The 25,445-nt window shown below is 62.6% G+C and carries 19 protein-coding genes; 6 read left to right on the top strand and 13 right to left on the bottom strand.

From position 1 onward, the window contains the following. Positions 1 to 80: 80 nt before the first annotated feature. From J2X76_RS27195 to J2X76_RS27185, 3 genes are all read left to right on the top strand, one after another. Entirely contained in the window at positions 81 to 2,297 is a 2,217-nt protein-coding gene (locus J2X76_RS27195) for an FAD-dependent oxidoreductase (protein ID WP_310220676.1), read from the top strand. A 1,231-nt stretch (positions 2,298 to 3,528) separates the two neighbouring features. Next, positions 3,529 to 3,858, top strand: coding sequence for a hypothetical protein (locus J2X76_RS27190; RefSeq protein ID WP_310220675.1), 330 nt, complete (start codon positions 3,529 to 3,531; stop codon positions 3,856 to 3,858). A 525-nt stretch (positions 3,859 to 4,383) separates the two neighbouring features. After that, positions 4,384 to 4,692, top strand: coding sequence for a hypothetical protein (locus J2X76_RS27185; RefSeq protein WP_310220674.1), 309 nt, complete (start codon positions 4,384 to 4,386; stop codon positions 4,690 to 4,692). Positions 4,693 to 4,818: 126 nt separating this feature from the next. On the opposite strand, the gene J2X76_RS27180 is transcribed toward J2X76_RS27185, so the two are convergent. Together J2X76_RS27180 and J2X76_RS27175 are read right to left on the bottom strand one after the other, a co-directional pair. Then, positions 4,819 to 6,102: a cystathionine gamma-synthase family protein gene (locus J2X76_RS27180; RefSeq protein WP_310220673.1), complete on the bottom strand. Its 1,284-nt coding sequence runs from the start codon at positions 6,100 to 6,102 to the stop codon at positions 4,819 to 4,821. 96 nt (positions 6,103 to 6,198) lie between these two features. After that, positions 6,199 to 6,828: a hypothetical protein gene (locus tag J2X76_RS27175; protein WP_310220672.1), complete on the bottom strand. Its 630-nt coding sequence runs from the start codon at positions 6,826 to 6,828 to the stop codon at positions 6,199 to 6,201. A 299-nt stretch (positions 6,829 to 7,127) separates the two neighbouring features. Here J2X76_RS27175 and J2X76_RS27170 point away from each other — a divergent pair, with 299 nt between their 5' ends. Next, on the top strand, positions 7,128 to 8,537 hold the full coding sequence (locus J2X76_RS27170; protein ID WP_310220671.1) for a mannitol dehydrogenase family protein: 1,410 nt from the start codon (positions 7,128 to 7,130) through the stop codon (positions 8,535 to 8,537). 29 nt (positions 8,538 to 8,566) lie between these two features. Here the strand turns inward: J2X76_RS27170 and J2X76_RS27165 are convergent, their stop codons facing one another. From J2X76_RS27165 to J2X76_RS27125, 9 genes are all read right to left on the bottom strand, one after another. Next, a complete protein-coding gene (locus J2X76_RS27165) occupies positions 8,567 to 9,844 on the bottom strand; it encodes an L-fuconate dehydratase (RefSeq protein WP_310220670.1) in 1,278 nt (425 codons plus the stop codon). Between the two features lie 17 nt (positions 9,845 to 9,861). Then, positions 9,862 to 10,593, bottom strand: a complete 732-nt coding sequence (locus J2X76_RS27160; protein ID WP_310220669.1) for an SDR family oxidoreductase — start codon at positions 10,591 to 10,593, stop codon at positions 9,862 to 9,864. A 50-nt stretch (positions 10,594 to 10,643) separates the two neighbouring features. Beyond that, on the bottom strand, positions 10,644 to 10,973 hold the full coding sequence (locus tag J2X76_RS27155; protein WP_310220668.1) for an L-rhamnose mutarotase: 330 nt from the start codon (positions 10,971 to 10,973) through the stop codon (positions 10,644 to 10,646). Between the two features lie 10 nt (positions 10,974 to 10,983). Further along, positions 10,984 to 11,991 (bottom strand): zinc-binding alcohol dehydrogenase family protein, encoded by a 1,008-nt coding sequence (locus J2X76_RS27150; protein ID WP_310220667.1) that lies wholly within the window; start codon positions 11,989 to 11,991, stop codon positions 10,984 to 10,986. A 4-nt stretch (positions 11,992 to 11,995) separates the two neighbouring features. Further along, the gene (locus J2X76_RS27145; protein WP_310220666.1) at positions 11,996 to 12,814 is read right to left on the bottom strand and encodes an amidohydrolase family protein; all 819 of its coding nucleotides are present in this window, start codon (positions 12,812 to 12,814) and stop codon (positions 11,996 to 11,998) included. A gap of 3 nt (positions 12,815 to 12,817) precedes the next feature. After that, entirely contained in the window at positions 12,818 to 13,831 is a 1,014-nt protein-coding gene (locus tag J2X76_RS27140) for an aldo/keto reductase (protein WP_310220665.1), read from the bottom strand. Positions 13,832 to 13,906: 75 nt separating this feature from the next. Beyond that, complete coding sequence (locus J2X76_RS27135) at positions 13,907 to 14,848, bottom strand: ABC transporter substrate-binding protein (protein ID WP_113130437.1); 942 nt, start codon at positions 14,846 to 14,848, stop codon at positions 13,907 to 13,909. A 189-nt stretch (positions 14,849 to 15,037) separates the two neighbouring features. Next, a complete protein-coding gene (locus J2X76_RS27130; RefSeq protein ID WP_310220664.1) occupies positions 15,038 to 16,066 on the bottom strand; it encodes an ABC transporter permease in 1,029 nt (342 codons plus the stop codon). Next, complete coding sequence (locus J2X76_RS27125; protein ID WP_310220807.1) at positions 16,059 to 17,627, bottom strand: ATP-binding cassette domain-containing protein; 1,569 nt, start codon at positions 17,625 to 17,627, stop codon at positions 16,059 to 16,061. The genes J2X76_RS27130 and J2X76_RS27125 overlap by 8 nt, the downstream gene beginning before the upstream one ends. A 286-nt stretch (positions 17,628 to 17,913) precedes the next feature. Between J2X76_RS27125 and J2X76_RS27120 the strand changes: the two genes are divergently transcribed. Both J2X76_RS27120 and J2X76_RS27115 read left to right on the top strand, forming a co-directional pair. Continuing rightward, positions 17,914 to 18,615 (top strand): FadR/GntR family transcriptional regulator, encoded by a 702-nt coding sequence (locus tag J2X76_RS27120; RefSeq protein WP_310220663.1) that lies wholly within the window; start codon positions 17,914 to 17,916, stop codon positions 18,613 to 18,615. A gap of 32 nt (positions 18,616 to 18,647) precedes the next feature. Then, a complete protein-coding gene (locus J2X76_RS27115; RefSeq protein ID WP_310220662.1) occupies positions 18,648 to 20,180 on the top strand; it encodes an altronate dehydratase family protein in 1,533 nt (510 codons plus the stop codon). 221 nt (positions 20,181 to 20,401) lie between these two features. Here J2X76_RS27115 and J2X76_RS27110 read toward each other — a convergent pair whose 3' ends face one another. Beyond that, a complete protein-coding gene (locus tag J2X76_RS27110) occupies positions 20,402 to 21,637 on the bottom strand; it encodes an OpgC domain-containing protein (RefSeq protein WP_310220661.1) in 1,236 nt (411 codons plus the stop codon). 196 nt (positions 21,638 to 21,833) lie between these two features. Then, a complete protein-coding gene (locus J2X76_RS27105) occupies positions 21,834 to 25,346 on the bottom strand; it encodes a PAS domain-containing hybrid sensor histidine kinase/response regulator (protein ID WP_310220660.1) in 3,513 nt (1,170 codons plus the stop codon). Between the last annotated feature and the right edge of the window lie 99 nt (positions 25,347 to 25,445).

Genomic DNA, 25,445 nt, shown 5'->3' with positions numbered 1-25,445 from the left:
CTGGCGGGGAGAAGGTGCCGGCAGGCGGATGAGGGGCCGTTCGGCGCTATTATAGAATTCAAGGGAAGAGGAATCCCATCATGAGCACCTACAGGAACTTCACCGTCGAAACCGACGCGGACGGCATCGCTCTCGTCACCTGGGACATGCCGGAAAAGTCGATGAACGTCTTCACCATGGAAGTGATGGACGAGATCGACGCGATCGTCGATGCGACTGTTGCAGATGCGGCCGTCAAGGGCGTCGTCTTTACCTCCGGCAAGTCGTCCTTCTCCGGCGGCGCCGATCTCACCATGATCAAGTCGATGTTCTCGATGCTTGCCGAGGAGCAGGCGAAGGACCCGGCGACCGCCGCGCAAAAACTTTTCGATGCCGCCGGCCGCATGTCCTGGCTGTGGCGCAAGGTCGAGACGAACGGCAAGCCCTGGGTGTCGGCGATCAACGGCACCTGCATGGGCGGCGCGTTCGAACTGTCGCTCGCCTGCCACGGCCGCGTCGCCGCCAATTCCAAGTCGGTGAAGATAGCGCTGCCGGAAGTCAAGGTCGGCATCTTCCCGGGCGCCGGCGGCACCCAGCGCGTGCCGCGGCTGGCCAACGCCCAGGACGCCCTGCAGATGATGACGACCGGCTCGTCGCTGACCGCCCAGCGCGCCAAGGCCATGGGCCTCGTGCACCAGGTCGTCGAGCCCGCCGAGCTCATCAACGCCGCAAAACAGATGATCAAGGACGGCCTCAAACCCGTCGCCCCGTGGGACGAAAAGGGTTTCAAGGTCCCCGGCGGCGGCATCTGGACGCCGGCCGCGGCTCAGCTCTGGCCGGCCGCCCCCGCCATCCTGCGTCGTGAGAGCGCCGGCAATTATCCGGGCGCGCTCGCCATCCTCAAATGCGTCTATGAGGGCCTGCAGCTTCCCTTCGATACGGGCCTCAAGGTCGAGCAGCGGTATTTCACCGAGATCCTGCGCACCACCGAAGCGTTTTCGATGATCCGCTCGCTGTTCGTTTCCATGCAGGAACTCGGCAAGGGCGCCCGCCGCCCGGCCGGCCAGCCGAAGACGGAGTTCTCCAAGGTCGGAGTCGTCGGTGCCGGTTTCATGGGCGCCTCGATCGCCTATGTGACGGCTGCCGCCGGCATTCCCGTCACCCTCATCGACCGCGACCAGGAGGCTGCGAATAAGGGCAAGGCCGTCTCCGAAAAGCTGGTGGCGGACAGCGTCGGCAAGGGCCGGATGACCAAGGAGGAGGGCGAAAAGCTGCTCTCGCTGATCACCCCCACCCCGGACTACAAGGCGCTGTCGGATGCAAGCTTCGTCGTCGAGGCTGTCTTCGAGGACCGCGCGGTCAAGAAGGCGGTGATCGAGCAGGTCGAAGCGGTGATCCCCGAAACCACCATCTTCGCCTCCAACACCTCGACCCTGCCGATCACCGGCCTGGCGCAGAATTCGAAGCGTTCCGACCAGTTCATCGGCGTGCATTTCTTCTCGCCGGTCGAAAAGATGATGCTGACCGAGGTGATCCTCGGCGAAAAATCGGGAGACAAGGCGCTCGCCGTGGCGCTCGATTTCGTCGCCGCGATCAAGAAGACCCCGATCGTCGTCAACGATACCCGCGGCTTTTACGTCAACCGCTGCGTCTTCCGTTATATCAACGAAGCCTATGACATGCTGATCGAAGGCGTGCCGGCTGTCATGATCGAAAATGCCGCAAAAATGGCCGGCATGCCGGTCGGCCCGCTGTCGCTCAACGACGAGGTCGCCGTCGATCTCTCCCAGAAGATCATGAAGGCCTCGATCGCCGATCTCGGCCCCAATGCCGTCAAGGCGGAGCATATGGCGCTGGTCGACCAGATGGTCGACGTCTTCGACCGCCGCGGCCGCAAGAACCTGAAGGGCTTTTACGAATACCCGGCCAAGCCCGCCAAGAAATTCCTCTGGCCCGAGCTGAAGACCCTCTACCCGCAGAAGCGCGCCGACGAGGTGGATGTCACCGTCCTCAAACAGCGCCTGCTGGTCACGATCGCGCTCGAAGCCGCCCGCACCGTGGAAGAAGGCATCGTCACCGACCCGCGCGAAGCCGACGTCGGCTCCATCCTCGGCTTCGGCTTCGCCCCCTATACCGGCGGCACGCTCTCCTACATCGACGGCATGGGCGTGAAGAACTTTGTCGCGGTCTGCGAAAAGCTTGCCGCGAGCTACGGGGCGCATTTCAAGCCGACGCCGTTGTTGAAGGACATGGCGGCGAAGGGCGAGACGTTTTATGGGCGGTTTGACCCGTATGGGAAGGTGGGGGCGGCGGCGTGAGCCGCCTTTTCATTTGAAGTATGAGTGGCCTTAGGGTTTACAATTCGGTCGATCTAATTTGGGCGCGAATGATTTACTATGTTGGAATTGGTTTCTGGGTGGTGGGAGGCCAAAAAAGAACACTGGCGATATAGGTATTTTCCGCAGGTTTTAGATTGGCTCATTGATACCTCAAATTCAGTCAGAGTGACGGAAATTCAGAAGAAGGGTGCAGGCCGCATTCTGATAGATAATTCTGTTATTGGACATGGAGTTGTTCAGGAAACCGGTTGGATAAACACCGGAAAAAAGATGTGGGGCGATATCTAAATAGATACTGGCTATGCGGCTAGGATTCCCGTTTTCCATGACAATGATGAATATGACATAGCAAAGTCTGTCAGATATTTGCCAGCAATAGCCAGGCTCGCTCATAGAGAAAAAATTCAGCTTTTCTCTTCGAGTGAGTTGCGGGATGAAACGTGGAGCCAGCCCTTCGGACGTTATGGCGGGTACGAAAGCTACGACTATAGCCTTTTCTCGAAAATAAAAATCGAGGAGATTATAGATAGCGATTACATGATGGTAATGGCTCCCTCATATATGGGATTGCCGTCATTGAGTGATCAAAGAAAACAGCGAATGTCGGGAAAAACGGATGAGCTTTTTCTCAGTCTTGTTGACACTTTGGGCCAATCTAGCAATCACGATTGCTACCATATTACCGTCGCCGAGAGGGAACGGTATGTATTGCTTTTTAACGATGGATTTTAAGCTCCTTCGAAATCTACACGGACGCCGCAAGCATGCGGTAGTTGCAAGCTTAAAGACGAAGATTTTATCGCCGTATAACTTTGGAACTCAGTTTAAGTTAATGCCGGCATCGACGCGGTTATTTAGCCATCATAATGCGTCATTCCCGGTTGCTTGGTGGGAGAGCTGGCCAAAATCTGGTCGGAAACCCCGAAAAAAGGGACCCAAAAAAGATCGGAGATAGGGTGGCGTGAAGGTGCAAAGCGACGATGAGAGTGTCTTATCGGTGCTGTTTCGCACCCCGGCACCCCCTTCAATGCCGTCATCCTCACCCTCGGTTTAACCCGAGGGTGACCCGAGGATCCACCTTAGTTCCCGCCAGAACACCTGCTCGCCGGCTGCCTAAGCCAAGCCCCGGATTTAGCCTGCCACGCTTCCCGAACACCGATTTCCCTTCTATGTTGCCCCCATTCGTCAAGCTGGGGTTGCAGGAGGGGTCATGTCCGCGGAAGTAAAATACCGTCTGGGTGGCTTGCTGGTCCTCATCGTCGGGGCGGTCGTGGCATGGTCCGCCATATGGCAGCCGCTTCAACAGGCGGAATTGGGCGTCGATACGGTGGCGTGGATGCCGCGTATCGTCGTTCTGCTGGCGGTCTGCGCGGTGTTCGGCCTCTATTTTCTCCTGACCGGAAACCGTTATCCCTATCGCGATGTTGAGCGCAGCACGTTGACTGTCGCCGGGTGGCTCCTGTTTGCGATCACCGCCGTGGCGGCGCTCGGTGGTTTCTTCTGGATGGACATGACGCTGAAATCGCTCGGCTACCGCTGAGCCAATCAGGCGGCTCCATCAGAGCAGGTTTTGCGGGCCGCTCTAATGACCTCAACGACTTAACTCCTTCCTCATCCCCGCCCTCCGAACCCATGCCTACAATCCCCTCGCTTCCGTCGCCGGAGTGTTTCGCGAGACGTTCGCGGGCAGGCGGGGGCCGGCGCCCTCATTGGAACCGTAACGTGCGGGGAAGGTGAGGGAGGTGAAAGCCATGGGAGAGGCGTCTCAAGACAAATCTTCCTATCAAGCCTCCCCCTGGCCGCCAGGCCGGGTTCGGATTAGCCGTGCAAGTGGCAAGGTTTCCCGAAAGGAAGCCGTGAACACAGCCACGCAGTGGGGCGAGGTGATCACCTGTAGGGGCCGGAAGCCCTGAAAAGACGCCGAAGGCCACGCGAATGCGGAGCCACACTTACTAAACAAAATGAGGTTCCGCATTCGTGTGGGCTCTCCCCAAGTAGTCAATGACACGGGCCGCGGACGGCCGCGTGAACGAAGAAGCATGCGCGCCGAAAAGGAGGGCGAGCGATGGCCTTGAGCGAGGCGGAATGGAAACGCAGGCAGGAAAAGGAAGATGCCGAACCTCATTACTTCGGAATGACCTGGGGCGAGTTTCGCCGGCTGCCGGAGCGAAAGCAGCAGGAAACGCGCCAGAGGCTCACGCAGTTCGGCGCCACTCATGTCGGCTTCTGGAAGGATTGCACGCTCGGCAAATGCCGCCGCGCCAGGCGCTGCATCGGGGTTTCTCTCCGAGGCGCAATACAAGGCCGGCTACAATGCGGCCTATCCACCCTGCGCGCGCGGCGAAGAGCCCCGTCGCGCGAAAATCTATTATGACGGGATCTGCAAGCTCTTTCCCGTAGGCGACGACCAACAGAAATACGACGGGCGCCGGCAAACCGGAGAGGGAGACGAATGACGCCTCCGATATCAGGGTGGCTCCGGTTGCGGCCTTCCGGCCCCTCACGCCCTATCGAGCGCGATCGTCAGGTCGGCGATCAGGTCGTCCGGGTGCTCGATGCCGATCGACAGCCGGATCGTCGAATCGAGCACGCCGATCCTCTGGCGCACCTCGGCCGGCACGCCGGAATGGGTCATGGTCGCCGGGTGGCTGGCAAGCGATTCCGTGCCGCCGAGGCTGACGGCCAGCTTGAAGATCGAGAGCGCGTTCAGGAACCGGAACGAGGCTGGCTGGCCGCCCTTGATGTCGAAGGAGAAGGTCGAGCCGCCGCCGGTGCATTGCGCCGCAAACACTTGTCCCACCGGCGAGGACGGGTCGTGATAGGGCAGGTAATGGATTTTCTCCACATTCGGGTGCCCGCGCAGGAAGTCGGCGACCGCCTTGGCATTGGTATTGGCCTTTTCCATGCGGATCGAAAGCGTCTCCAGGCTGCGGCCGAGCATCCAGCAGGAATGCGGATCGAGCTGGGTGCCGATCGCCCCGCGCAGCGCCTTCACCTGTTTCATCACCGCCTTGGACCCGAGTGCCGCACCGGCGATCAGGTCCGAATGGCCGCCGACATATTTGGTCAGCGAATAGAGCGAGATATCCGCCCCGTGCTCGATCGGCCGCTGGAAGACCGGCCCGAGCAGCGTGTTGTCGCAGGCGATCACCGGCGTATGGCCCTGTTTTGCGCCGATCGCCTCCGCCACCCGGCGGATCATCGCCACGTCCACCAGGCTGTTGGTCGGGTTGGCGGGCGTCTCGATCAGGATCACCGAGACGCGGCCCCTGGCCATCGCCTCCTCGGCCGCCGCCGTCACCGACTGCTCGTTCACCCCGTCGGCAAAGCCGACTGCCGCGACTCCCATATTGAGGAAGGTTTTGGCAAGCAGCGTCTCGGTGCCGCCATAAAGCGGCTGCGAATGTAGCACGCTGTCGCCGGGCCGCACGAACGCCAAAAGGGTCGTCGCGATCGCCGACATGCCGGAGGAGAAAAGCGCGCAGCTTTCGGTGCGCTCGTAGACCGCCAGCCGATCCTCGACGATCTCGCTGTTGGGGTGGTTGAAGCGCGAATAGACCAGGCCCGCGCCCGTCCCCGCCGGCGGCTCGCGGCGGCCGGAGACGAAATCGAAGAAGTCGCGGCCTTCCTCCGCCGATTTGAACACGAAGGTGGAGGTGAGGAAAACCGGCGGCTTCACGGCGCCCTCGGAAAGCTCCGGGTCGTAGCCGTAGTTCAGCATCTGCGTTTCGGGATGGAGCTTGTGATTGCCGATATGCGTCTTCGAGGGATGCGGGGCGGTCATGACGGATCTCCTGGCGTAAGAAAAGCGGCGGCCATGAGCGGAGATAATATCGCAAAAGGCGGCGCCAAGGGGCGCCATCCGCGAAAGCCGGATTGTTCAGCGCGTTGCGACCGGAGCCGGCCGCGCCGCCGCTGGAACCGGGCGTCCTGCGGGCGAGCCCGGATGCGTCGCCGGGGCCTCGGCGGCGGGCATGCCCGGCTCTCCCCAGGCCGAGATCGGCTGGCCGCCCTTGGTCGTCACGCGCATGTCGTAGAGCGCAAGCGACGCCTGGACCTGCCGCATGTCGGCGCAGCGGTTGATGATGCCGCCGATATACTGCACGCAGTCGCTGGTGCTGCCCTGCACCGAACCGGTCGCCCAGTCCTTGACGATACCGTCTGGGCCGACCAGGAAATAGGAAAGCCGGTTGTTCTGCGACACGGTCGAGCGGCCGACCAGCCCGCCGAAGCTCGAGCCGGACTCGGTCTTGGCGGCGGGCGCGATGTGACGGTAGACGGTCATCCCGTTTTTCAGCTGGGTCGATCCGATCATCGGCCCGAACGTCGCCTCGGCGCCGGAAAGCCGCGCCAGCGGCGACTGGTTGACATTGGCGACCTCGGCATAGGGGCGGTCCATTGCATAACTCGTGAAGGACCGGTTGGCGGCGTTTTCCGCCTTCTCCGCCACCTGAGAGCAGCCGGCCAGAGCCAGGGCGAATGCTATCGAAAGAACTGCCTGCAAACGCATGAATGCCCCCTTGCCCGCAACATCCCGCACCAAAGACCCGGCCGGTTTCCGGCCGATCGGCGGATGTGCCGGCCGCTCCCGCGGCCGATGGTTAGTCACTATCAGATTTTGCATGTTTTGAAAGCGCCGCCCGGGGCGGAGCCACGCAATTTTCCACGCCTTTCGAGCCGGAAATCTCTGGCTTTCCGTCGGCCGGATGTCCAGAGTAGGGCGTTGACCCGTGCGTTCGCGCGGGGCTTCACTGCTCGCGTCAATAAGGGAGGATGCCCGCGAACATTCCGGGTGTCATGATCAAAGAAATGCCACGCCTTTCCGCCTCCGCCAAGCTTCCCGCCCATGTGAACGTCCCCGGTTATGACCGGGCGCTTCTGAAACCCGGCATCCTGCATATCGGCCTCGGCGCATTCCACCGCGCCCATCAGGCGGTTTATACGGATGCGGCGCTGGAGGCGGAGTTCGGCGATTGGGGCATTGTCGGCGTCAGCTTACGTTCCGTAGATATCGTCCATGATCTCGCAACGCAGGACGGGCTTTATTCGGTGGTGGCGCGCAGCGCTGCCGGCGATGACGCCCAGGTGGTCGGCTCGGTGGTCAGGGGCCTCTCGGGCACCGGGAACCAGGCGGAAATCCTGGCGCTGCTGGCCGATCCGGCGATCAGGGTCGTCACCATCACCGTCACCGAAAAGGCCTATGGCCTCGATCCGCTCACCGGCGGGCTCGACCGCAATCATCCGTCCGTCAAGGCCGATCTTGCCGATCCGACATCGCCGAGCGGTGTGATCGGCTACCTGGTCGAAGGTTTTTCCCGCCGCCACGCCGCCGGGCTTCCGCCCTTTACCGTGCTGTGCTGCGACAACCTGCCGACCAATGGCCGCATCGTCCGGCGACTCACGATCGAGATGGCGGGAGCCCGCGATCCGGCGCTTGCCAACTGGATCGCCGGCCATGGCGCCTTTCCGTCCAGCATGGTCGACCGCATCGTGCCGGCCGCGACCGACGAGACGCGGGCGCTTGCCGAAACCCTGATCGGCGCCGAGGACAGGCTGGCGCTCAGCACCGAACCCTTCATGCAATGGGTGATCGAGGACCATTTCCTTGCCGGTCGGCCGAAATGGGAAGCCGGCGGTGCGCTTTTCGTCGACGATGTCGAGCCTTATGAGAAGATGAAGCTCAGGCTGCTCAACGGCGCCCATTCGCTGATCGCCTATCTCGGCCAGCTGAAGGGGCTCGAATTCGTCCGCGATGTCATGGCCGTTCCGGAATATCGGGCGCTGGTTCGCCGCCACATGGCGGAAGCGGTGAAGACGCTCGATCCGGTGCCGGGCATCGATCTTGGCCGCTACATGGACGAGCTGATCGAGCGCTTCGAAAACCCGACGATCGCCCACAAGACGCAGCAGATCGCCATGGACGGCACCCAGAAACTGCCGCAGCGCATCTTTGCGGGCGCGATGGAGAGCCTGGCGAGCGGCGGTGATGCGTCGTCCGCGGCTTACGTTGTCGCGTTGTGGATCGCCTATGCCCGCAAGACTGCCGAGATCAACGATCCGCGTGCGGCCGAGCTCAAGGCGGCGGCTACGGAGATGACGGCGGACGACCCGTCTGCACCCTTCTTTGCCATTCCCGGCCTGTTCCCCCAGGCTCTCATGGAGAATAGCGCATGGCGTGCACAGGTGAATGCGGAGCTTGAAAAAATCAACGCCGGCTGATGCCGGCGTCCTCGTGGGCGGGCTTTGTATCAGCCCTTGAACGTATAATCCGCGATAGATTGCGGTTTCATCTCGATCGAGAAGCCCGGCAGCGTCGGCGGCATATAGGCCGCATTCTCGATCACGCACGGATCGACGAAATGCTCGTGCAGATGGTCGACATATTCGATCACCCGGCCTTCCTTGGTGCCGGAGACGGCGATGTAGTCGATCATCGACAGATGCTGGACGTATTCGCAAAGCCCGACGCCGCCCGCATGCGGCCAGACGGGCAGGTTATATTTCGCGGCGACCAGCAGCACCGCCAGCACCTCGTTCAGCCCGCCCATGCGGCATGAATCGATCTGCACGATGTCGATCGCGCCTTCCGCGATGAATTGCTTGAACATGATGCGGTTCTGGCACATCTCGCCGGTCGCGACCTTCACGGGACCGATCGCCTCGCGGATTTTTCGATGGCCGGCAATGTCGTCCGGGCTGGTCGGCTCTTCGATGAAGAAGGGTTTGGCGAAGGCGAGTTTTTTCACCCATTCGATCGCCTGGCCGACCTCCCAGACCTGATTGGCGTCGATCATCAGGTAGCGCTCGGGGCCGATCACCTCGCGGGCGATGGTCAGGCGCCGGATATCGTCGTCGAGATCGCGCCCGACCTTCATCTTCACATGATTGAAGCCGGCATCGACGGCTTCCTTGCAGAGGCGGCGCAGCTTGTCTTCGGGATAACCGAGCCAGCCGGCCGATGTCGTGTAGCAGGCATAACCCTCGCGCTTGAGGGTGGCGATGCGCTCCGCCTTGCCCGCTTCCGCCCGCTTCAGGATCGCCAGCGCGTCCTCGCGTGACAGCACGTCGGTCAGGTAGCGATAGTCGACGATATCTGCGATCTCTTCGGCCGACATTTCCGAAACGAGCTGCCAGACGGGTTTGCCGCGCTTCTTGGCGAGAAGGTCCCAGAAGGCGTTGACCACCGCGCCGGTGGCGAGGTGGATGGCGCCCTTGTCCGGGCCGATCCAGCGCAGCTGGCTGTCGCTGGTCAGATGCCGCCAGAATTTTCCGGGCGCCTTGGCGAAGGTTTCGAGCTCCTGCCCGACCACCAGATGCCGCATCGCCTTGATCGCCATGCAGCAGATGTCGTTGCCCCGGCCGATCGTGAAGGTCAGGCCGTGGCCGGCAAGATCTCCGCTATCGGTATCGAGAATGACATAGGCCGCCGAATAGTCCGGATCCGGGTTCATCGCATCGGAGCCGTCGAGGCTCTGCGATGTGGGAAAACGGAGATCGAAGACGCGGAGATCGGTGATGCGGGTCATTGGTTTCTCGTGTTCGTTCAGATGGTCCAGCCGCCGTCAATCGCGTAAGCCTGGCCTGACGTATAGGTGGCGCCGGCGAGGTAGAGGGCGAGTTCGGCGATTTCTTCCGGCGTGCCTAGCCGGCCCATCGGCTGGCGGGCGATGAAGGCGGCGCGGGCGTCGTCGTAATTGCCCTGCGCCCGCATGCGATCCTGCAGCGAAGGGCTTTCGACGGTGCCCGGGCAGATGGCGTTGCAGCGGATGCCGTCCGTTACATAATCGGCGGCGACCGATTTGGTGAGCCCGATCACGGCCGCCTTGGTGACGCCATAGGCGAAACGGTTCGGGACGCCCTTGATGCTCGAGGCGACGGAAGACATGTTGATGATCGCGCCGTCCTTTTGCGCCAGCATGCCCGGCAGCACCGCCCGAATGGTGCGGATCATCGCCCTGACGTTGAGGTCGAGGGCGAAGTCGAAATCGCTGTCCTTCATCTCGAGAATGGAGCCTGCATGAACGAAGCCGGCGCAGTTGAAGAGGATATCGACCGTGCCGATGTTCGAGACGCAGGCCGCGATTGCTTCATTGTTCAGCACGTCGAGCTTCGCGGTCTTCAGGTTGCCGAGTTTCGGCAGGGCGGAGAGCAGGCCCTCGTTGATATCCGTGGCGTGGACCGTCGCGCCGGCTTCGGCGAAGGCGAGCGCCGTCGCCCGGCCGATGCCCTGACCCGCAGCGGTCACGAGTGCGGTTTTTCCATCAAGTCTGATCATGTCTTATCCTCGAAATGTCCGGTCGGCCGTCAGTCTGATTGAGGAAATTCTCAATCCAGATGAAAGACCTCTTCCATCATCGCCCACCACTCGCCTTCCTTGCGGCTATCGAGGGGTCTCTGGCAAGGGATGGTGAACGACCACCATTCCTGGTTCTTCGGATCGGCGGCAATTTTTGCCATGTCGGCTTCGAAATCCGTGCCGTGATATTCCCAGGTGCCGAACAGCAGGTTTTCCGGCTCGCGCAGGAAGATCGTATAATTCCTGATGTTGGCGCGGCTGATCAGCTCCAGCACTTCCGGCCAGACGGCGGCGTGCAAGCGCTTGTATTCGCCGATCATCTGCGGCTCGACGCCGATCACCATGCCCATGCGCTGCATCACCATCTCCTTAGATCTCCACCAATGCCTTGACGACGCCGGCGGCGGGATCGGTCAGTCCCGGAAACCGCTCCGGCACCTCCGACAGCATCATTCTATGGGTGATGAGCGCCGCGGGGATCCTGCCGTCGCGCATTGCCTGCATCACCCGCGCGAAATCCGCAGCGGTCGCGTTGCGGCTGCCGAGCAGCGCCGTCTCGCGCTTGTGGAATTCCGGATCGGAAAAGGTGATGTCGCTCGAAACGATCGAGACCAGCACGTAGGTGCCGCCATGGGCGACGAAACCGAAGCCGCGCTCGATCGCCTTCGGATTGCCGGTCGCATCGAAGACCGTATCGAAGAAGTCGCCGGCGGTAATGGCGGAAAGCTGCCCGTGGTCGTCCGGGCCAAGCTGAACCGTGGATGCCAGCCCCAGATTCCGCCGGGCGAAATCCAGCCTGTCGGCGCGGCCGTCAAGAAGCGTCACCGCGCCGCCATCGAGCGTGGCGAAGATCGCGACCGCAAGACCGATCGGCCCGGCGCCGGTGACCAGCACGTTCTGCCCCGGCTCGATCCCGGCGCGGGCAACCGCATGGGCGCCGATCGCCAGGAACTCCACCATCGCCGCCTGGTCGAGCGACAGGCCCTCCGCCTTCAGCACGAATTCCTGCGGCAGGCTCAGATATTCGGTCATGCCGCCGTCGCGATGCACGCCGAGGACGCCGAGGTTGCGGCAGCAATTGGTGCGGCCCTTGAGGCAGGCGTGGCAGTGGCCGCAGGAGATATAGGGCATGATCGAGACGGTATCACCGACCTCAAGCGCGCTGCCGGCGGGCGCCTCCTCGACCGTGCCGGCAAGCTCATGGCCCATGACGCGCGGATAGGAGAGATAGGGCTGGTTGCCGGTGAAGATATGCAGGTCCGTGCCGCAGACGCCGATGCGGCGCAGCTTCACCAGCACTTCGCCTTCGCCACGAAGAGGCTTGGGGCGGTCTATGGCGCTGAGTTTTCCCGGTGCGTCGCAGATGATCGTCAGCATAGGGTTACGCTCCGAGTCGGTAGAAGTGTTGGGCATTGCCGCCGAAGACATCGGCATGATCGCTGTCCGGCACAATGTCGAGGCATTGATCGAGCCAGGCACGATAGTCGCCGGCAAGCCTCAGCACCGGCCAGTCGCTGCCCCAGATCACCCGTTTCGGGCCGAACAGGTCGAAAATGGTTTCCGCATAGGGCCGCACCGCCTGGGGCTTCTGGTCGCCGGCTTCGGTGAGCAGGCCGGAGAGCTTGCAACGGACGTTCGGAAGTTCGGCGAGCACTTTCATGCGTGCGTACCAGCCGATGAACCGGCCTTCCGCGATCGGCGGCTTGGCGCCATGGTCGATGACGATGGGGAGATCGGTGTGCCGGCGGGCGAAATTCGTCAGCGGTTCGAGATGGCGCGGCAGTACCAGCGCGTCGAACACGAGGTGATGGTCAACCATCGCGGCCACGGCGGTGTCGAGCGCGGCATCGTCGATCCAGCCGTCGTCGGCGATATCCTGCAGCATCGGCCGAAGACCTTTGAGCTTTGGATGACGGGCCAGCCGCGCGATGTTCGCCGGTGCGTCGGGAGCCTTCATATCCGTCCAGCCCACCACGCCGAGGATGAAAGGCGTCCTGTCCGCGAGATCGAGCATGAAGGCGGTATCCGCCTCGCTCTCCATGGTCTGCACCAGCACGGTGCCGTCGATGCCGGTTTCGCGCAGCATCGGAGAAAGATCGTCGGGCAGGAAATCCCGGTGGATCGCCTGCAATTCGGCCGGCGGCCATTGGCCCACCCGGTCCGCGATCCGCCAGAAATGCTGGTGCGCGTCGATCCGCATCGCTCAGGCTCCCTGGCCCGGCAGCGGTGCGCCCTCGGCGACCAGCCCGCGGGTTTTCAGCCGCGACCAGAAGGAGGCGGGGATCTCTTCGCCGAACCAGTCGACATTCGATCTGATCTGCTCGGCGGTGCGTGCGCCGGAAACGATGGTGACTACGGCCGGATGGGCGAGGGGGAATTGCAGGGCAGCCGCCTGCAGGCTGACGCCCTCTTCCTCGCAGGCAGCGCGCAGCACATCGACCCGTGCGAGGATATCGGCCGGCGCGTCTGTATAGTTGAACTTGCGATTGCCGGCGAGCAGGCCGGAATTGAACGGGCCGGCCACCACAATACCGACGCCCTGGCTTGCGCAATCGTCCATGAAGGCGAGGCTCTGCTGTTCGAGCAGCGTATAACGGCCGGCGAGCATGGCGATGTCGATATCGAAGACCTGCATCGCGTCGCGGATGATTTCCCACTCGTTGACGCCGAGGCCGACGGCCTTGGTAAGTCCTTCCTCACGCAACTTCTTCAGCGCCCGGAAACCGCCGCCGGCGGTGAGCTGGTACCAGTAGTGCTGGTGTTTGTCGCCATGGGTCATGCTGCCGATATCGTGGATGTAGAGGATATCGGGCTTGAGGATGCCGAGCCGCTGCTGGCTCGCCTCGAAGGACCACATGATGCCGTCATAGCTGTAGTCGAAGACCGGCCGGAAGGGCAGCGGCTCGACATACCCGTCCTCGTCCGGCCCGACCGTCTCGTCCGGCTGCATCACCCGGCCGACCTTTGTGCTGAGCACGAAGTCGCCGCGCGGCAGGTCGGTCAGCATCGTGCCGAGCCGGCGTTCCGAGCGGGTATAACCGTAGAAGGGCGCCGTATCGTAATAACGGATACCGGTTTCCCAGGCGGCTTTGAAGGCGCCCGCCGATTCCTCGTAGGAGGTCTTGCGGTAGAGGTTGCCCATCTGGGCGCAGCCGAGACCCATGACGGTGAGTTCGACGGGGGCATTGGGCAGCTTGCGGCGCTCGGCGACATTCATGGGACAGTCCGAAGTTCATGGGGGCGAGGATCACGGACGCGCACCATTCGCGATGCGCGCCCGCTGGGGTAAGGCTTAGTAGAGAACGTTCTTGGCTTCCGGCTTGTCGATATTGTCCTTGGTGACGACGACGACGCCGGTGTCGACGAACTTTTCGACCTTCTCCTTGTTGAGCGACTGGAGCACGGTCTTGACGCCGAGTTCGCCCATCTGGAACGAGCCCTGCACCGCGATGGCCGACAGCGTGCCGTCTTTCACGAATTCCTGCAGGTCCTGGTTTCCGTCAAAGCCGATCGCGACCACCTTGCCGGCCTTGCCGGACTGTTTCAGAGCGCGGCCCATGCCGATCGCGGTCGGCTCGTTGGCGCCGAAAATGCCCTTCAGGTCGGAATTGGCGGCCAGAACGTCGGTCGTCTGGTTGAGTGCGGTGGCCATCTGGGACTGCGAGTAGAACGGCCCGACGATCTGAAGCTTCGAGTTCGCCTTGATATAGTCGGTGAAGCCGCCGACGCGGCCGATCTCGGAGCCGGCGCCCGCCACGTAGGACATCACGGCGATCTTGCCTTCCTTGCCGACCTTGTCGATCAGCGCCTTGGCGGCGAGTTCGCCGGCCTTCTTGTTATCGGTGGCCAGGAACGACTGGTAGTACTGCTCGGAGCCCTTGGCGAGCAGCGAGTCGACGATCACGACCGGGATGCGGGCTTCCCAGGCCTTCTTGACGGCTGGAACCAGCGCGTCCGGATCGGACGGCGCCAGCACGATGCCCGAAACCTTCCGGTTGACGGCGTTTTCGACCATGTTGACCTGGTCGGCGATCGCCGATTCCGCGGCCGGTCCCTGGAAGGTCATGGTGTTGCTACCGCCGCCGGCCTTCATGGCGGCATCGGCACCCTTCTGGACATTCTGCCAGAAGGTGGAATTGACGGTCTTCACGATGACGGCGATTTCGCCGGCCTGGGCAGAGAATGCGGTAAGCGCGATTGCGGTTGTCAGCAGCGCGGCAGCAAGCTTCTTCATGTCTTCCTCCTCTTGATGGCCTTGTCGGCCGGTTTCCCGAGAGCTCCTCACTCTCCGAAGTTCTCGCGGGTAAAGGTCCGCGTGCCCTTTCCATCGCATCGACCCGAAAATCGAAGATTTTCGGAAAGTGCGATGCGTAGATTCAATAACTTAGAGCGTCCTTTATGCGCCCAACAGGCGCATGGCGCTCTAACGGCGGTTGCGCAGCTGGTCGATCCATACGGTGACCAGAATGACGAGGCCGATGATGATCTGCTGTGTGAAGGCGGAGACGCCGTTCATGTTGAGGCCGTTGCGAAGGATGCCGATCACGAAGGCGCCGATCGCGGTTCCGGAAATCGTGCCGACCCCGCCGATCAGCGAGGTGCCGCCGATAACCGCGCTGGCGATCGCGTCGAGTTCGTACATCACGCCCTCGTTCGGCTGGGCGGTGACGAGGCGCGACATCAGCACGCAGCCGGTGAGGCCAGCGAGCGTGCCGGACAGCACATAGGTGAAGCTGACGATACGGGTGACGTTGACGCCGGAAAGCCTTGCTGCCTCCATGTTCGATCCGACCGCATAGATATGCCGGCCGAGCACCGAGCGGTTGAGCATGTAGGACACGGCAAGCGCGATGACGATCATCAGGATGACCGGATAGGGGATGCCCGGAAAGATGATGGTCGGAAAGCCGTCGTCGCCGATCTTGACGATGCGCAGGAGCGAGCCGTTGCCGAGTTCGCCGAAGGATTCACCAAGCCCCGAAACGGCCCGCGCCCCGGTGATCTGCAACGCGACGCCGCGGGCGATCATCATCATGCCGAGCGTGGCGATGAAGGGCGGCAGCCGCATGCCGGTAACGAGAATGCCGTTGATGAAACCGCAGACCGAGCCGGTCAGGATGCCGGAGATCATGCCGAGCCAGACGGGCGCCCCGAAATCCTTGACCGCGAGTGCCGCGACGACGCCGGAAAGCGCCAGGACCGAGCCGACCGACAGATCGATGCCGCCGGTGATGATGACGCAGGTGGCGCCGATGCCGAGAAAGGCGATCGAGGTCACCTGCAGCGCCACCGTCATGCCGTTGTCGATGGTGAAGAAGGCGCTGCTGGTTGCCGAGAAGACGCCGATCAGCACGAACAGGCTGCCGAGTGCGGCGAATTTCTGGATGATGTCCTTCTGCCGGTCGCTGAATGCGCCGCTCTTCTGTTTCGAGACTTCGGTGATCTCAGCCATGTGCATTCCTCGCCGCACCTGCCGGGCCGTAGCCGGAGGCGTATCGCATGATCTCTTCCTGATCGGTTTTCGCGGTCTCCAGCACGCCGGTGATGCGGCCCTGGTGGAAGACCGCGACGCGGTCGGTCATGCCGAGAATTTCCGGAAGCTCGGAGCTGATCAGCACGACGCCGATGCCGTTTGCCGCAAGCTCGTCCATGATCCGGTAGATCGCGAGCTTCGCGCCGACATCGATGCCGCGTGTCGGTTCGTCGAAGAACAGCAGCTTCGATTTGCGGAACAGCCACTTGCCGATGATGATCTTCTGTTGGTTGCCGCCCGAGAGAAGGCGAACCGGCTGCTTGATCGAGGGCGTGCGGATGTTGAGCAGATCGACATATTGCCTGGTGGCCTTCGCATGCCTGGCGAAATCGATCACGCCGAAGCGGTTAGAGACCGCCTCCATGTTGGCAAGCGTCATGTTCGCATCGACCGTCATCTTGACCGCCAGCCCCTGCGCCTTCCGGTCTTCGGACAGGTAGGCGAGGCCGGCGGCGATGGCGTCGCGCGGCGAGCTGATAGTGAGCGTCCGGCCATGCAGGGTGACGGTGCCGGCATCGAGCGGGTCGGCGCCGAAGATGGCCCGGGCGACTTCCGTGCGTCCGGCGCCCATCAGCCCGGCAAAGCCGAGGATCTCGCCGCGGCGGAGCGTGAACGAGACGTCGCGGAAGACGCCGGCGCGCGAAAGGCCTTGCGCCGAGAAGATGATCTCGTCGCTCGGGACGGACGTGCGGTCCGGAAACTTTTCCTCCAGCGACCGGCCGACCATTTTCGAGACGATCGCGTCGATGCTGGTGGCGGCAAAATCGTCGGTGGAGATATAGCGGCCGTCGCGCAGCACCGTGACGCGATCGACGATCTCGGACATTTCGTCCAGCCGGTGCGAGATATAGACGATGCCGACGCCCGATGCCTTCAGGTCGCGGATCACCTTGAACAGCAGCCGGGTCTCCTGCTCGGTGAGCGACGACGTCGGCTCGTCCATGATCAGCACTTCGGCGTCGAGCGACAATGCCTTGGCGATCTCGACCATCTGGCACTGGGCGACGGAGAGGCCCCGCACCGGCCGGTCCGGATCGATGTCGACGCCCAGTCGGTCGAGGCAACGCTTGGCGTCGGCGCGCAGCTTCTTTCGGTCGACCAGGAAACCTCCGCCGAAAAAGCCGCGGCGCGGCTCGCGGGCGAGATAGATGTTCTCTGCCACCGTCAGATGCGGCACGAGATTGAGTTCCTGGTGAATGATGGCGATGCCGGCGGCTTCCGATTCCCGCGTCGAGGAGAAATGCCGTTCCTCGCCCTTGTAGGTGATCGTGCCGGAGCTCGGCTGGTAGACGCCGCTGACGATCTTCATCAGCGTCGACTTGCCGGCGCCGTTTTCGCCGCAGACGGCATGAACCTCGCCGCGGCGGAGATCGAAATGGACGTTGGAGAGCGCTTTGACGCCGGGAAAGTCCTTGCTGATATTGTCGAGGCGGAGCAGCGCTCCGGTGGCCGGGGCCGGCGCGACGCGGCCCGGCAGCATGGCGGCGCCATGCGCAGTCTGCCCAAGCTCGGCCGGACGGTTTTCCACATTTGCCTCCCTGGGCCACCAGGCCCATTCGCCGGCGGCTCCTCCCTCCGGCGTCACCAATGGGTAAACCCGAGCTCAGAACTGGTCAAGCCAATTTTTTGGACGGCCTGCCGCTTGCCTTTTGAAGGTCAGCGCGAAATGCTGGAAACCTACGGAAATTCAATGGAGAAAATTTGTTTGTTGCTCTCTGGGAACTGCCTGATATGGTAAGGCCACATTGTCCGGGATGACCAAATCCATGAATGGATCCATCAAAGCTCCAGAACCAAGACGTCTGTATCAGCAGGTTGCCGACCAGATCCGGCTGCTCATCCAGGGTGGCCAGTTTCCGGCTGGGGCGCGGCTGCCGGCGGAGCGGGAGCTTGCCCAGCAGCTCGGCGTCTCGCGGCCATCCCTGCGCGAAGCGCTGATCGCGCTTGAAATTGACGGAAGCGTCGAGATCCGCATGGGCTCGGGCATCTATGTCACGGCCGAGCCGGACCGCCGGGCCTGGCAGAGCGGTTCCATGGGCGAAAGCCCGCTGGAGCTGATGCAGGCGCGCGCCGCCGTCGAAGGCGCGGTCATCCTGCTCGCGGCGGCAAGGATCACCCCGGAAATGCTGCGGTCGCTGCGCCAGACGCTCGACCAGATGCGCACCGAGATCGCCGAAGGCCGCAAGGCGCTCGATCTCGACCGGCTTTTCCATCTGACCATTGCGGGGCAGTCGGGCAATTCGGTGCTGGCCCATATCGTCGGCGACCTGTTCGACGAACGGCACAGCCCGATGTCTGCGCAGATCCGCGCGCGGTTCGAATCCCCGGAAACCTGGGGTGCAGCGCTCGTCGAACACGAGGCGATCTATGCGGCGCTGGAGGCGCGCAATCCGCTTCTTGCGCAGGCGATGATGCATGCACATCTGGAAGAATCGAAACAACGCTGGATGAACCACGAGACGCGGTGATATGCCTGCGGCTGTTTCGGGAGGAAACGAAAATGGATATTGCGGCTTCACCCATCATCATCTTGAACCCGATCGACGACGTCGGCGTCGCAAGGCAGCCGATGCGGGCCGGTGGACCGACCGGTTACGGCGATCTCATGGCCCGCGAACTGATCGGCCGCGGCCACAAGGTGGCGATCCGGGCGATCCCGGCGGGTGGCGAGGTGAAGAAATACGGCCAGGTGATCGGCATTGCGACCGAGGACATCGCGCCCGGCAGCCATGTCCATCTCCATAACCTCGCCATGCTGCCTTCCGAACACGAACATCAGTTCAGCGTCGATATCGAGGAAAAGGGCATGCTGCCGGAAGCCGAGCGGCGCACCTTTCTCGGTTACGACCGGGGCACCGGCGGCGCCGGCACCCGCAACTATATCGGCGTCATCTCCTCGGTGAACTGTTCCGCCACGGTGTCGCGTTACATCGCCGACTATTTCAACCGCATGGGCGGGCTCGAAGGCTTCGACAATGTCGACGGCGTCGTGGCGCTCACCCATGGCGGCGGCTGCGCGCTCAACAACAAGTCGGAAGGTTACCGGCTGCTGATCCGCACCATCCAGGGTTATGCCCGCCATCCGAATTTCGGCGGCATCCTGATGATCGGCCTCGGTTGCGAAACCAATCAGATCGCTCCGATCCTCGAGCATTACCGCATGGAAGAGGGCGACCGGCTGCGCACCATGAACATCCAGCAGCATGGGGGCACGAAAAAGACCATCGACGCGGCGATCGCGATCATCAAGGAGATGCTGCCGGCCGTGAATGCCGCGACGCGCACCCCCCAGCCGCTCTCGAAACTGAAACTGGCGCTGGAATGCGGCGGTTCGGACGGTTATTCCGGCATTTCGGCCAATCCGGCGCTCGGTTATGCCTCGGACCTCATCGTCCGCAACGGGGGTACGACGGTGCTCTCCGAAACCCCGGAGATCTACGGCGCCGAACATCTGCTCACCCGCCGTGCCGTGACGCCGGACGTGGCGAAGAAACTTCTGCAGCGGATCGACTGGTGGCGGGATTATACCGCCCGCAACGGCGACGAGCTCAACAACAACCCGTCTCACGGCAACAAGCTGGGTGGCCTGACCACCATCCTGGAAAAGTCGCTCGGCGCCGTCGCCAAGGGCGGCTCGATGCCGTTGAAGGCCGTCTACGAGTTTGCCGAGACCGTCACCGAACCCGGTTTCGTGTTCATGGATACGCCCGGCTACGATCCGGTCGCGGTGACGGGCCAGGTGGCGGGCGGCTGCAATGTCATCTGTTTCACCACCGGCCGGGGTTCTGTCTCCGGCTTCAAGCCGTCCCCCTGCATCAAGATCGCCACCAATTCCGAAATGTACGAGCACATGAAGGAAGACATGGACCTCAACTGCGGCGGCATCGTCACCGGTGAGGAGACGATCGAAGAGGCGGGCCTGCGGATCTTCGAGGACGTGATCGCGGTGGCTTCGGGCAAGAAGACGCTGAGCGAGATCTATGACTACGGCGACAACGAATTCGTGCCGTGGCAGGTCGGGGCGGTCACGTGAAAGGGCGATGGCTCCGGGGCTGTCTCGGAAAAGCGGCGCTCCGCTCCGCCGCCCCACCCACCGTCATCCTCGGCCTTGAGCCGAGGATCCACGAGGCTGGCTGTGCGGATGGTGGATCCTCGGCTTAAGGCCGAGGATGACGGTGCATATGTTGCGATGTGTTGAAACGCAAAGGGCAGTGGCTTACGCCAATGCCCTTATTTCGTTCTGACCTTTATCGCTCACCGAATGACCATCTGCTGCGGTGCGCCGGGTTTTGCCGGCTGCTGCACCTTGACCGGGGCCGGTTCCGCTGTGCCGAACAGCTTGTCGCGTTCGCGCCACAGGGCCGGTAGCGACAGCAGCGCGATCGAGACCAGCGCAATCGCGGTCTTGGTGAACTCGTTGAGTTCAGGCGTCCGCCCGTCGAAATAATAGACGAAGTAGACGATCGCGACGTGCCACACATAGACATAGAGCGAGTGGCGGCCGAGCAGCTGCAGGTACTTGATCGAGAACACCCAGGTGATCGCACCGGCGATGCGGCGCACCCCCTCGTCCTTGTGCTTCGGACCCGCGACGATCAGCCAGGTGACCAGCATGGCGACGGCGGCGAAGTTGAGGAGATAGACCGGGCCGAAATCGGCGCGGATTTCCATCGAGGCGAACTTGCCGATCATGTGCGGCGGCATCAGTTCATGCGCGGTGATCAGGCGCAGCGGCAGGAAGAACAGCACCATCAGCAGCGCCACCTTCGGGATGAAGGTATTGTCCGGCGACAGGATATTGCTCCATTTGATCTTGCCGGCCGAAGTCAGCGCGCCGAGCACGAGGCCCGAATAGAACACGACCTGCCAGCCGAGCAGGTTGAAGGACACGCGAATGCCCTGGTCGTCGGCGCCCATGACGAGGTCGTTGAGCGGCGTCGTGGCGATCTGCTGCAGGCCGAGCTGGGCTGCCATCCACAGAATGACCGAACCGGCCACGACATAATGCCACTTGTCCTCCAGCACCAGCTTCACCAGCATCGGGGCAAACAGCATGTAGACGATATACTGGGGCAGGATGTCCATGAAGGTCGGCTGGTACAGGAAGGTCGCGATCGCGGCGAGGCGCAGCGGGTCGTCGAAGGTCGTGTAACCCAGCCAGTTGAACCAGATCGAATAGGCGCCCGGCAGCAGCATCTGGGCGACCAGCACAACCAGCACGATGCCCATCGCATAACGATAAAGTTCGAAGGCGCGGTTGTAGATCGCGGTGCGGCCGGCGGCATAGCCGTTCTTCAGCATCTTCTTGGCGTAAACCATGCCGATCAGCAGGCCGGACAGGAAGACGAAGCCCTGGGCGTCTTCGACAAAGGCGAGCTGGTTGTGGTTGATCTTCACCAGAAGATAGCCGCCAGCAAAGATCAGATGATTGAGTACCATGAAAACGAGGAAATATCCTCGCATACCATCAATAATATCAAAGCGTTTCATCGGTCGCGGTCTCCGTCTCTGCCGGTTCCGACGGCTGTCGCCTTTCGGTCCGTAAGGCCTCTGCGGGCCAGGATGTACGCGGCTAAACGCGGCAAAAAGCCGGACAGTTCCAGCCCTATTTGGCCGTTTAGACCTGAACTACCGTAAACTGTGCGTGATGACTCCGCGATGAACGCTGGGTTGGGTAAGGTTCACACTATTCCGCCGCGACGCGCTTGAGACCTGCAACCTGCGTGAGGTAGGCGCGCATGGCGGCCGGTTTCACCGGCTTGTGCTGGACGCCGATATCGTGACGCTCCGCTTCGGCGCGGACTTCCGGTGTACGGTCGGCGGTGATGATCAGTGCCGGGATGTCCGCCTGGTATTTCTGGCGCAACTTGAGAACGGCCTCGATGCCGTTGCCGTCGTCGAGATGATAGTCGGCGATGATGATTTCCGGCGGCGGTTCGTGGCGGGCGACGATCTCGTCGAGGGCGGCAAGCGAATCCGCCTGGCCGACCGTGCAGCCCCAGCCGGTGATCAGCAGCGCCATGCCTTCGAGGATACGCGGTTCGTTGTCGATGCAGAGAACCCTGAGCCCGTTCAGCGGCTGCGAGCGCTTGCGGCGCTCCGCCTGGTCGGCGCGGATCGTCTGCGATGCGGTGAGGTCCATGGGAACCTGCACCCGGAAGGTCGTGCCGCGGCCGGGCGTCGAGGCGAGCTGGACCGGATGGTTGAGCACCCTTGAAATGCGGTCGACGATCGACAAGCCGAGCCCGAGGCCTGCCGCGGTCTTTGCACCTTCGTCGAGCCGGGCGAATTCCTTGAACACCGTGCGGAATTTCGAGGGCGGGATGCCGATGCCGGAATCGAGCACCTCGATGATCACCTGGCCGCCCCGGCGGCGGGCCCCGATCAGCACCTTGCCGTCGATCGTGTACTTGATCGCATTGGACACGAGGTTCTGCACCAGCCGGCGCAGCAGGTTGGCATCCGAGCGCACCTTCAGCGAGGTCGGCATGACCACGAATTCCAGGTCCTTCTCGCGGGCCATCGGAGCGTAATCGGTTTCGATACGCTTCAGGAGGTCCTCGAGCGGCACGGAGGTGAAACGCGGCTTCATGGCGCCGGTATCGAGCCTCGATATGTCGAGCACCGCGCCGAGGATCGCCTCGACCGATTCCAGCGCCGAATCGATATTGCGGACCAGCGAGCCATTGTTGTCCGACGCACCGAGCCGTTCGACCAGCGCCGAGGAATAGAGCCGGGCGGCGTTGAGCGGCTGCAGGATGTCGTGGCCGGCGGCGGCAAAGAACCGGGTCTTGCCGATATTGGCCTCGTCGGCTGATGCCTGGGCGTCGGCAAGCTCCTTGTTGACGCGGGTAAGCTCGGCGGTGCGTTCGCCGACCCGCTGTTCCAGCGTCTCATTTGCCTGTTTCAGCGCCTGGTCTGCGGCGACGCGCTCGGAAATGTCGGTGAAGGTCGCGACGATGCCCTTGTCGGGCATGGCATTGGAGCGCACTTCGATGATTCGCTCGCCGCCATTCAGCACGAGCGAGAAGGGGGCGTCGAGGGTCTGGAACTGGCGGATCACCTCGGCCTGATGGGACGCCTCCACATCGCCGCGCTCGGAGAGAATGGCGACCATGTCGGCGAGCGGAAAGCCGACCTGGCCGACCTGTTCCGGCAGGTCGAGCAGATTGCGGAAACGGCGGTTCCAGATCGTCAGGCGCTCCGAGCTGTCGAAGACGGCGATACCCTGGTCCATCTGCGAAAGGGCGGTCTGCAGCATGTCCTGGTTATATTGCAGCGCCTCGCTTGCCTGGTCGAGCAGCCAAGCGGTGTCGGAATTGGTATCCTCGGCCTTCTGCAGAATGAGGGAAAGCACCAGCCTGGCGGAAGACGAGCCGATCGCGCTGCCGAGCAGCTGTTCGGAGAAATGGATCATCGCCATGTCGGCGGGCTGGTCGTCGCTGAACGTGCGGCCGGCGGTCTTCTCGTAATTGGAGAAGGAGCGCCGCATGCGTTCCTCGCCGAGATAGCGGGCGATCGCCGCCTTCAAGTCGCCGACGCTCACGCGGGTCTTCCAGCCACGGGTGGCGAATTGCGAGCGCAGATGGCGTTTCACGAAGATGCCGGCCTGGATGCGCTCGACCGGCCGCGGATTGCGTGACAGCGACCCGAGCACGAAGGCGAGCGTGTTGAGCGTCAGGGCAAAGATGGTCACGTTGACCAGCGGATCGGTCTGCGGGCCGGAGAAGATGCCGGTGCCCGGAAACAGGAAATTGAGGACCGCCGCCGCCACGTGGGAATTGTCGGGCCCGCCGAAGCTCGGCACGAACAGCAGATAGGCCCAGGCGAGGAAGCCGAAGGACATGCCGAGGATCGCGCCGCGGGCGTTGGCGCGGCGCCAGATGAGGCCGCCGAACAGGGCGGGCGCCACCTGCGCGATCGCCGCGAATGCCAGCAGCCCGATCGAGGCGAGGCCGGACTGGCTGTCGGCCATGCGGTAATAGGCATAGCCGAGGATCAGGACCCCGAAGATCGCCACGCGGCGGATGTGCAGAAGCGTACGGGTGAAGTCGGTCCGCTGGCCGGAGCGCGCGGCCATCAGCCGCTGCCTGAGGAAGATCGGAATAATGATGTCGTTCGACACCATGATCGAGAGTGCGACGGATTCGACGATCACCATGGCGGTGGCGGCGGAGAAGCCTCCGATGAAGGCGATCAGCGACACCACCTTCAGCTCGCCGGCAAGCGGCAGGGTCAGCACGTAGAGATCGGCATCGCCGGTGCCGCCGAAGGTGATCAGGCCGGCCATGCCGACCGGAAGCACGAAGATATTGATGGCGACGAGGTAGAGCGGCAGAAGCGCGCCCGCCACCTTGCGCTCCTTCGTGGTGCGGTTTTCGACCACGGTCACGTGGAACTGCCGCGGCAGCATGATGATCGCGAACGCCGACAGTGCGATCAGGATCAGCCAGCGGCTGATCGGCGTCTCGTAGGCGAGCGCCGAACCGACCAGCATGTTTTCCGATGCCTTGGCGAGCAGGTCGGACGGCCCGTCGAACAGGATGAAGAAGACCGAAAAGCCGACCGTCGCAAAGGCGAGCAGCTTGACGACCGATTCCATCGCCACCGCGAGGATCAGCCCGTCCTGATGCTCGGTCGCATCCGTGTGGCGGGTGCCGAAGATGACCGCGAACGAAGCCATCATCAGCGTGACGATCAGCGCCAGGTCGATGAAATAGAGATTGCCGCTGCCGATGCCGTAATCCGACGGATTGACCATGGCGGCGACCGAGCTCGACACCGCCTTCAGCTGCAGCGCGATATAGGGAACGGCGCCGACCAGCGCGATGATCGCCACGATCATCGCGACGGTGGAATTCTTGCCATAGCGGGCGGCGATGAAATCCGCGACCGACGTCAGCTTCTCGGCCTTGGCAAGCTCGACGATGCGCCGGATGATCGGCATGCCAAGCGTGAAGGCGAGGATCGGGCCGATATAGATGCCGGTGAATTCCAGGCCCTTTTGCGACGCAAGCCCGACGCCGCCGAAATAGGTCCAGGAGGTGCAGTAGATCGCCAGGCTCAGCGCGTAAACGACCGGCCTTCCGTTCTTCGGCACGCCGAAGATACGGCTCCGCCTGTCGCCATAGCTCGCCACCGCAAACAGCAGCAGCACATAGGCGAAAGCCGAAACAAAAATGATCCAGCCTGGAAGCATCGGTCCTCCCCGCAGGGAATTGCGGCAGTTCGAACATTAGGGGAAAAGCAATCGCTTGGGAATCAGGGGGCTTCTCGGCAAAAAGTCCAATAGACAGTC

The organism is Neorhizobium sp. 2083 (genome assembly GCF_031455615.1).
Classification (GTDB): domain Bacteria; phylum Pseudomonadota; class Alphaproteobacteria; order Rhizobiales; family Rhizobiaceae; genus Neorhizobium.
Note: the sequence above shows the minus strand (reverse complement) of the source record. Positions and strands in the feature narration are given on the sequence as shown.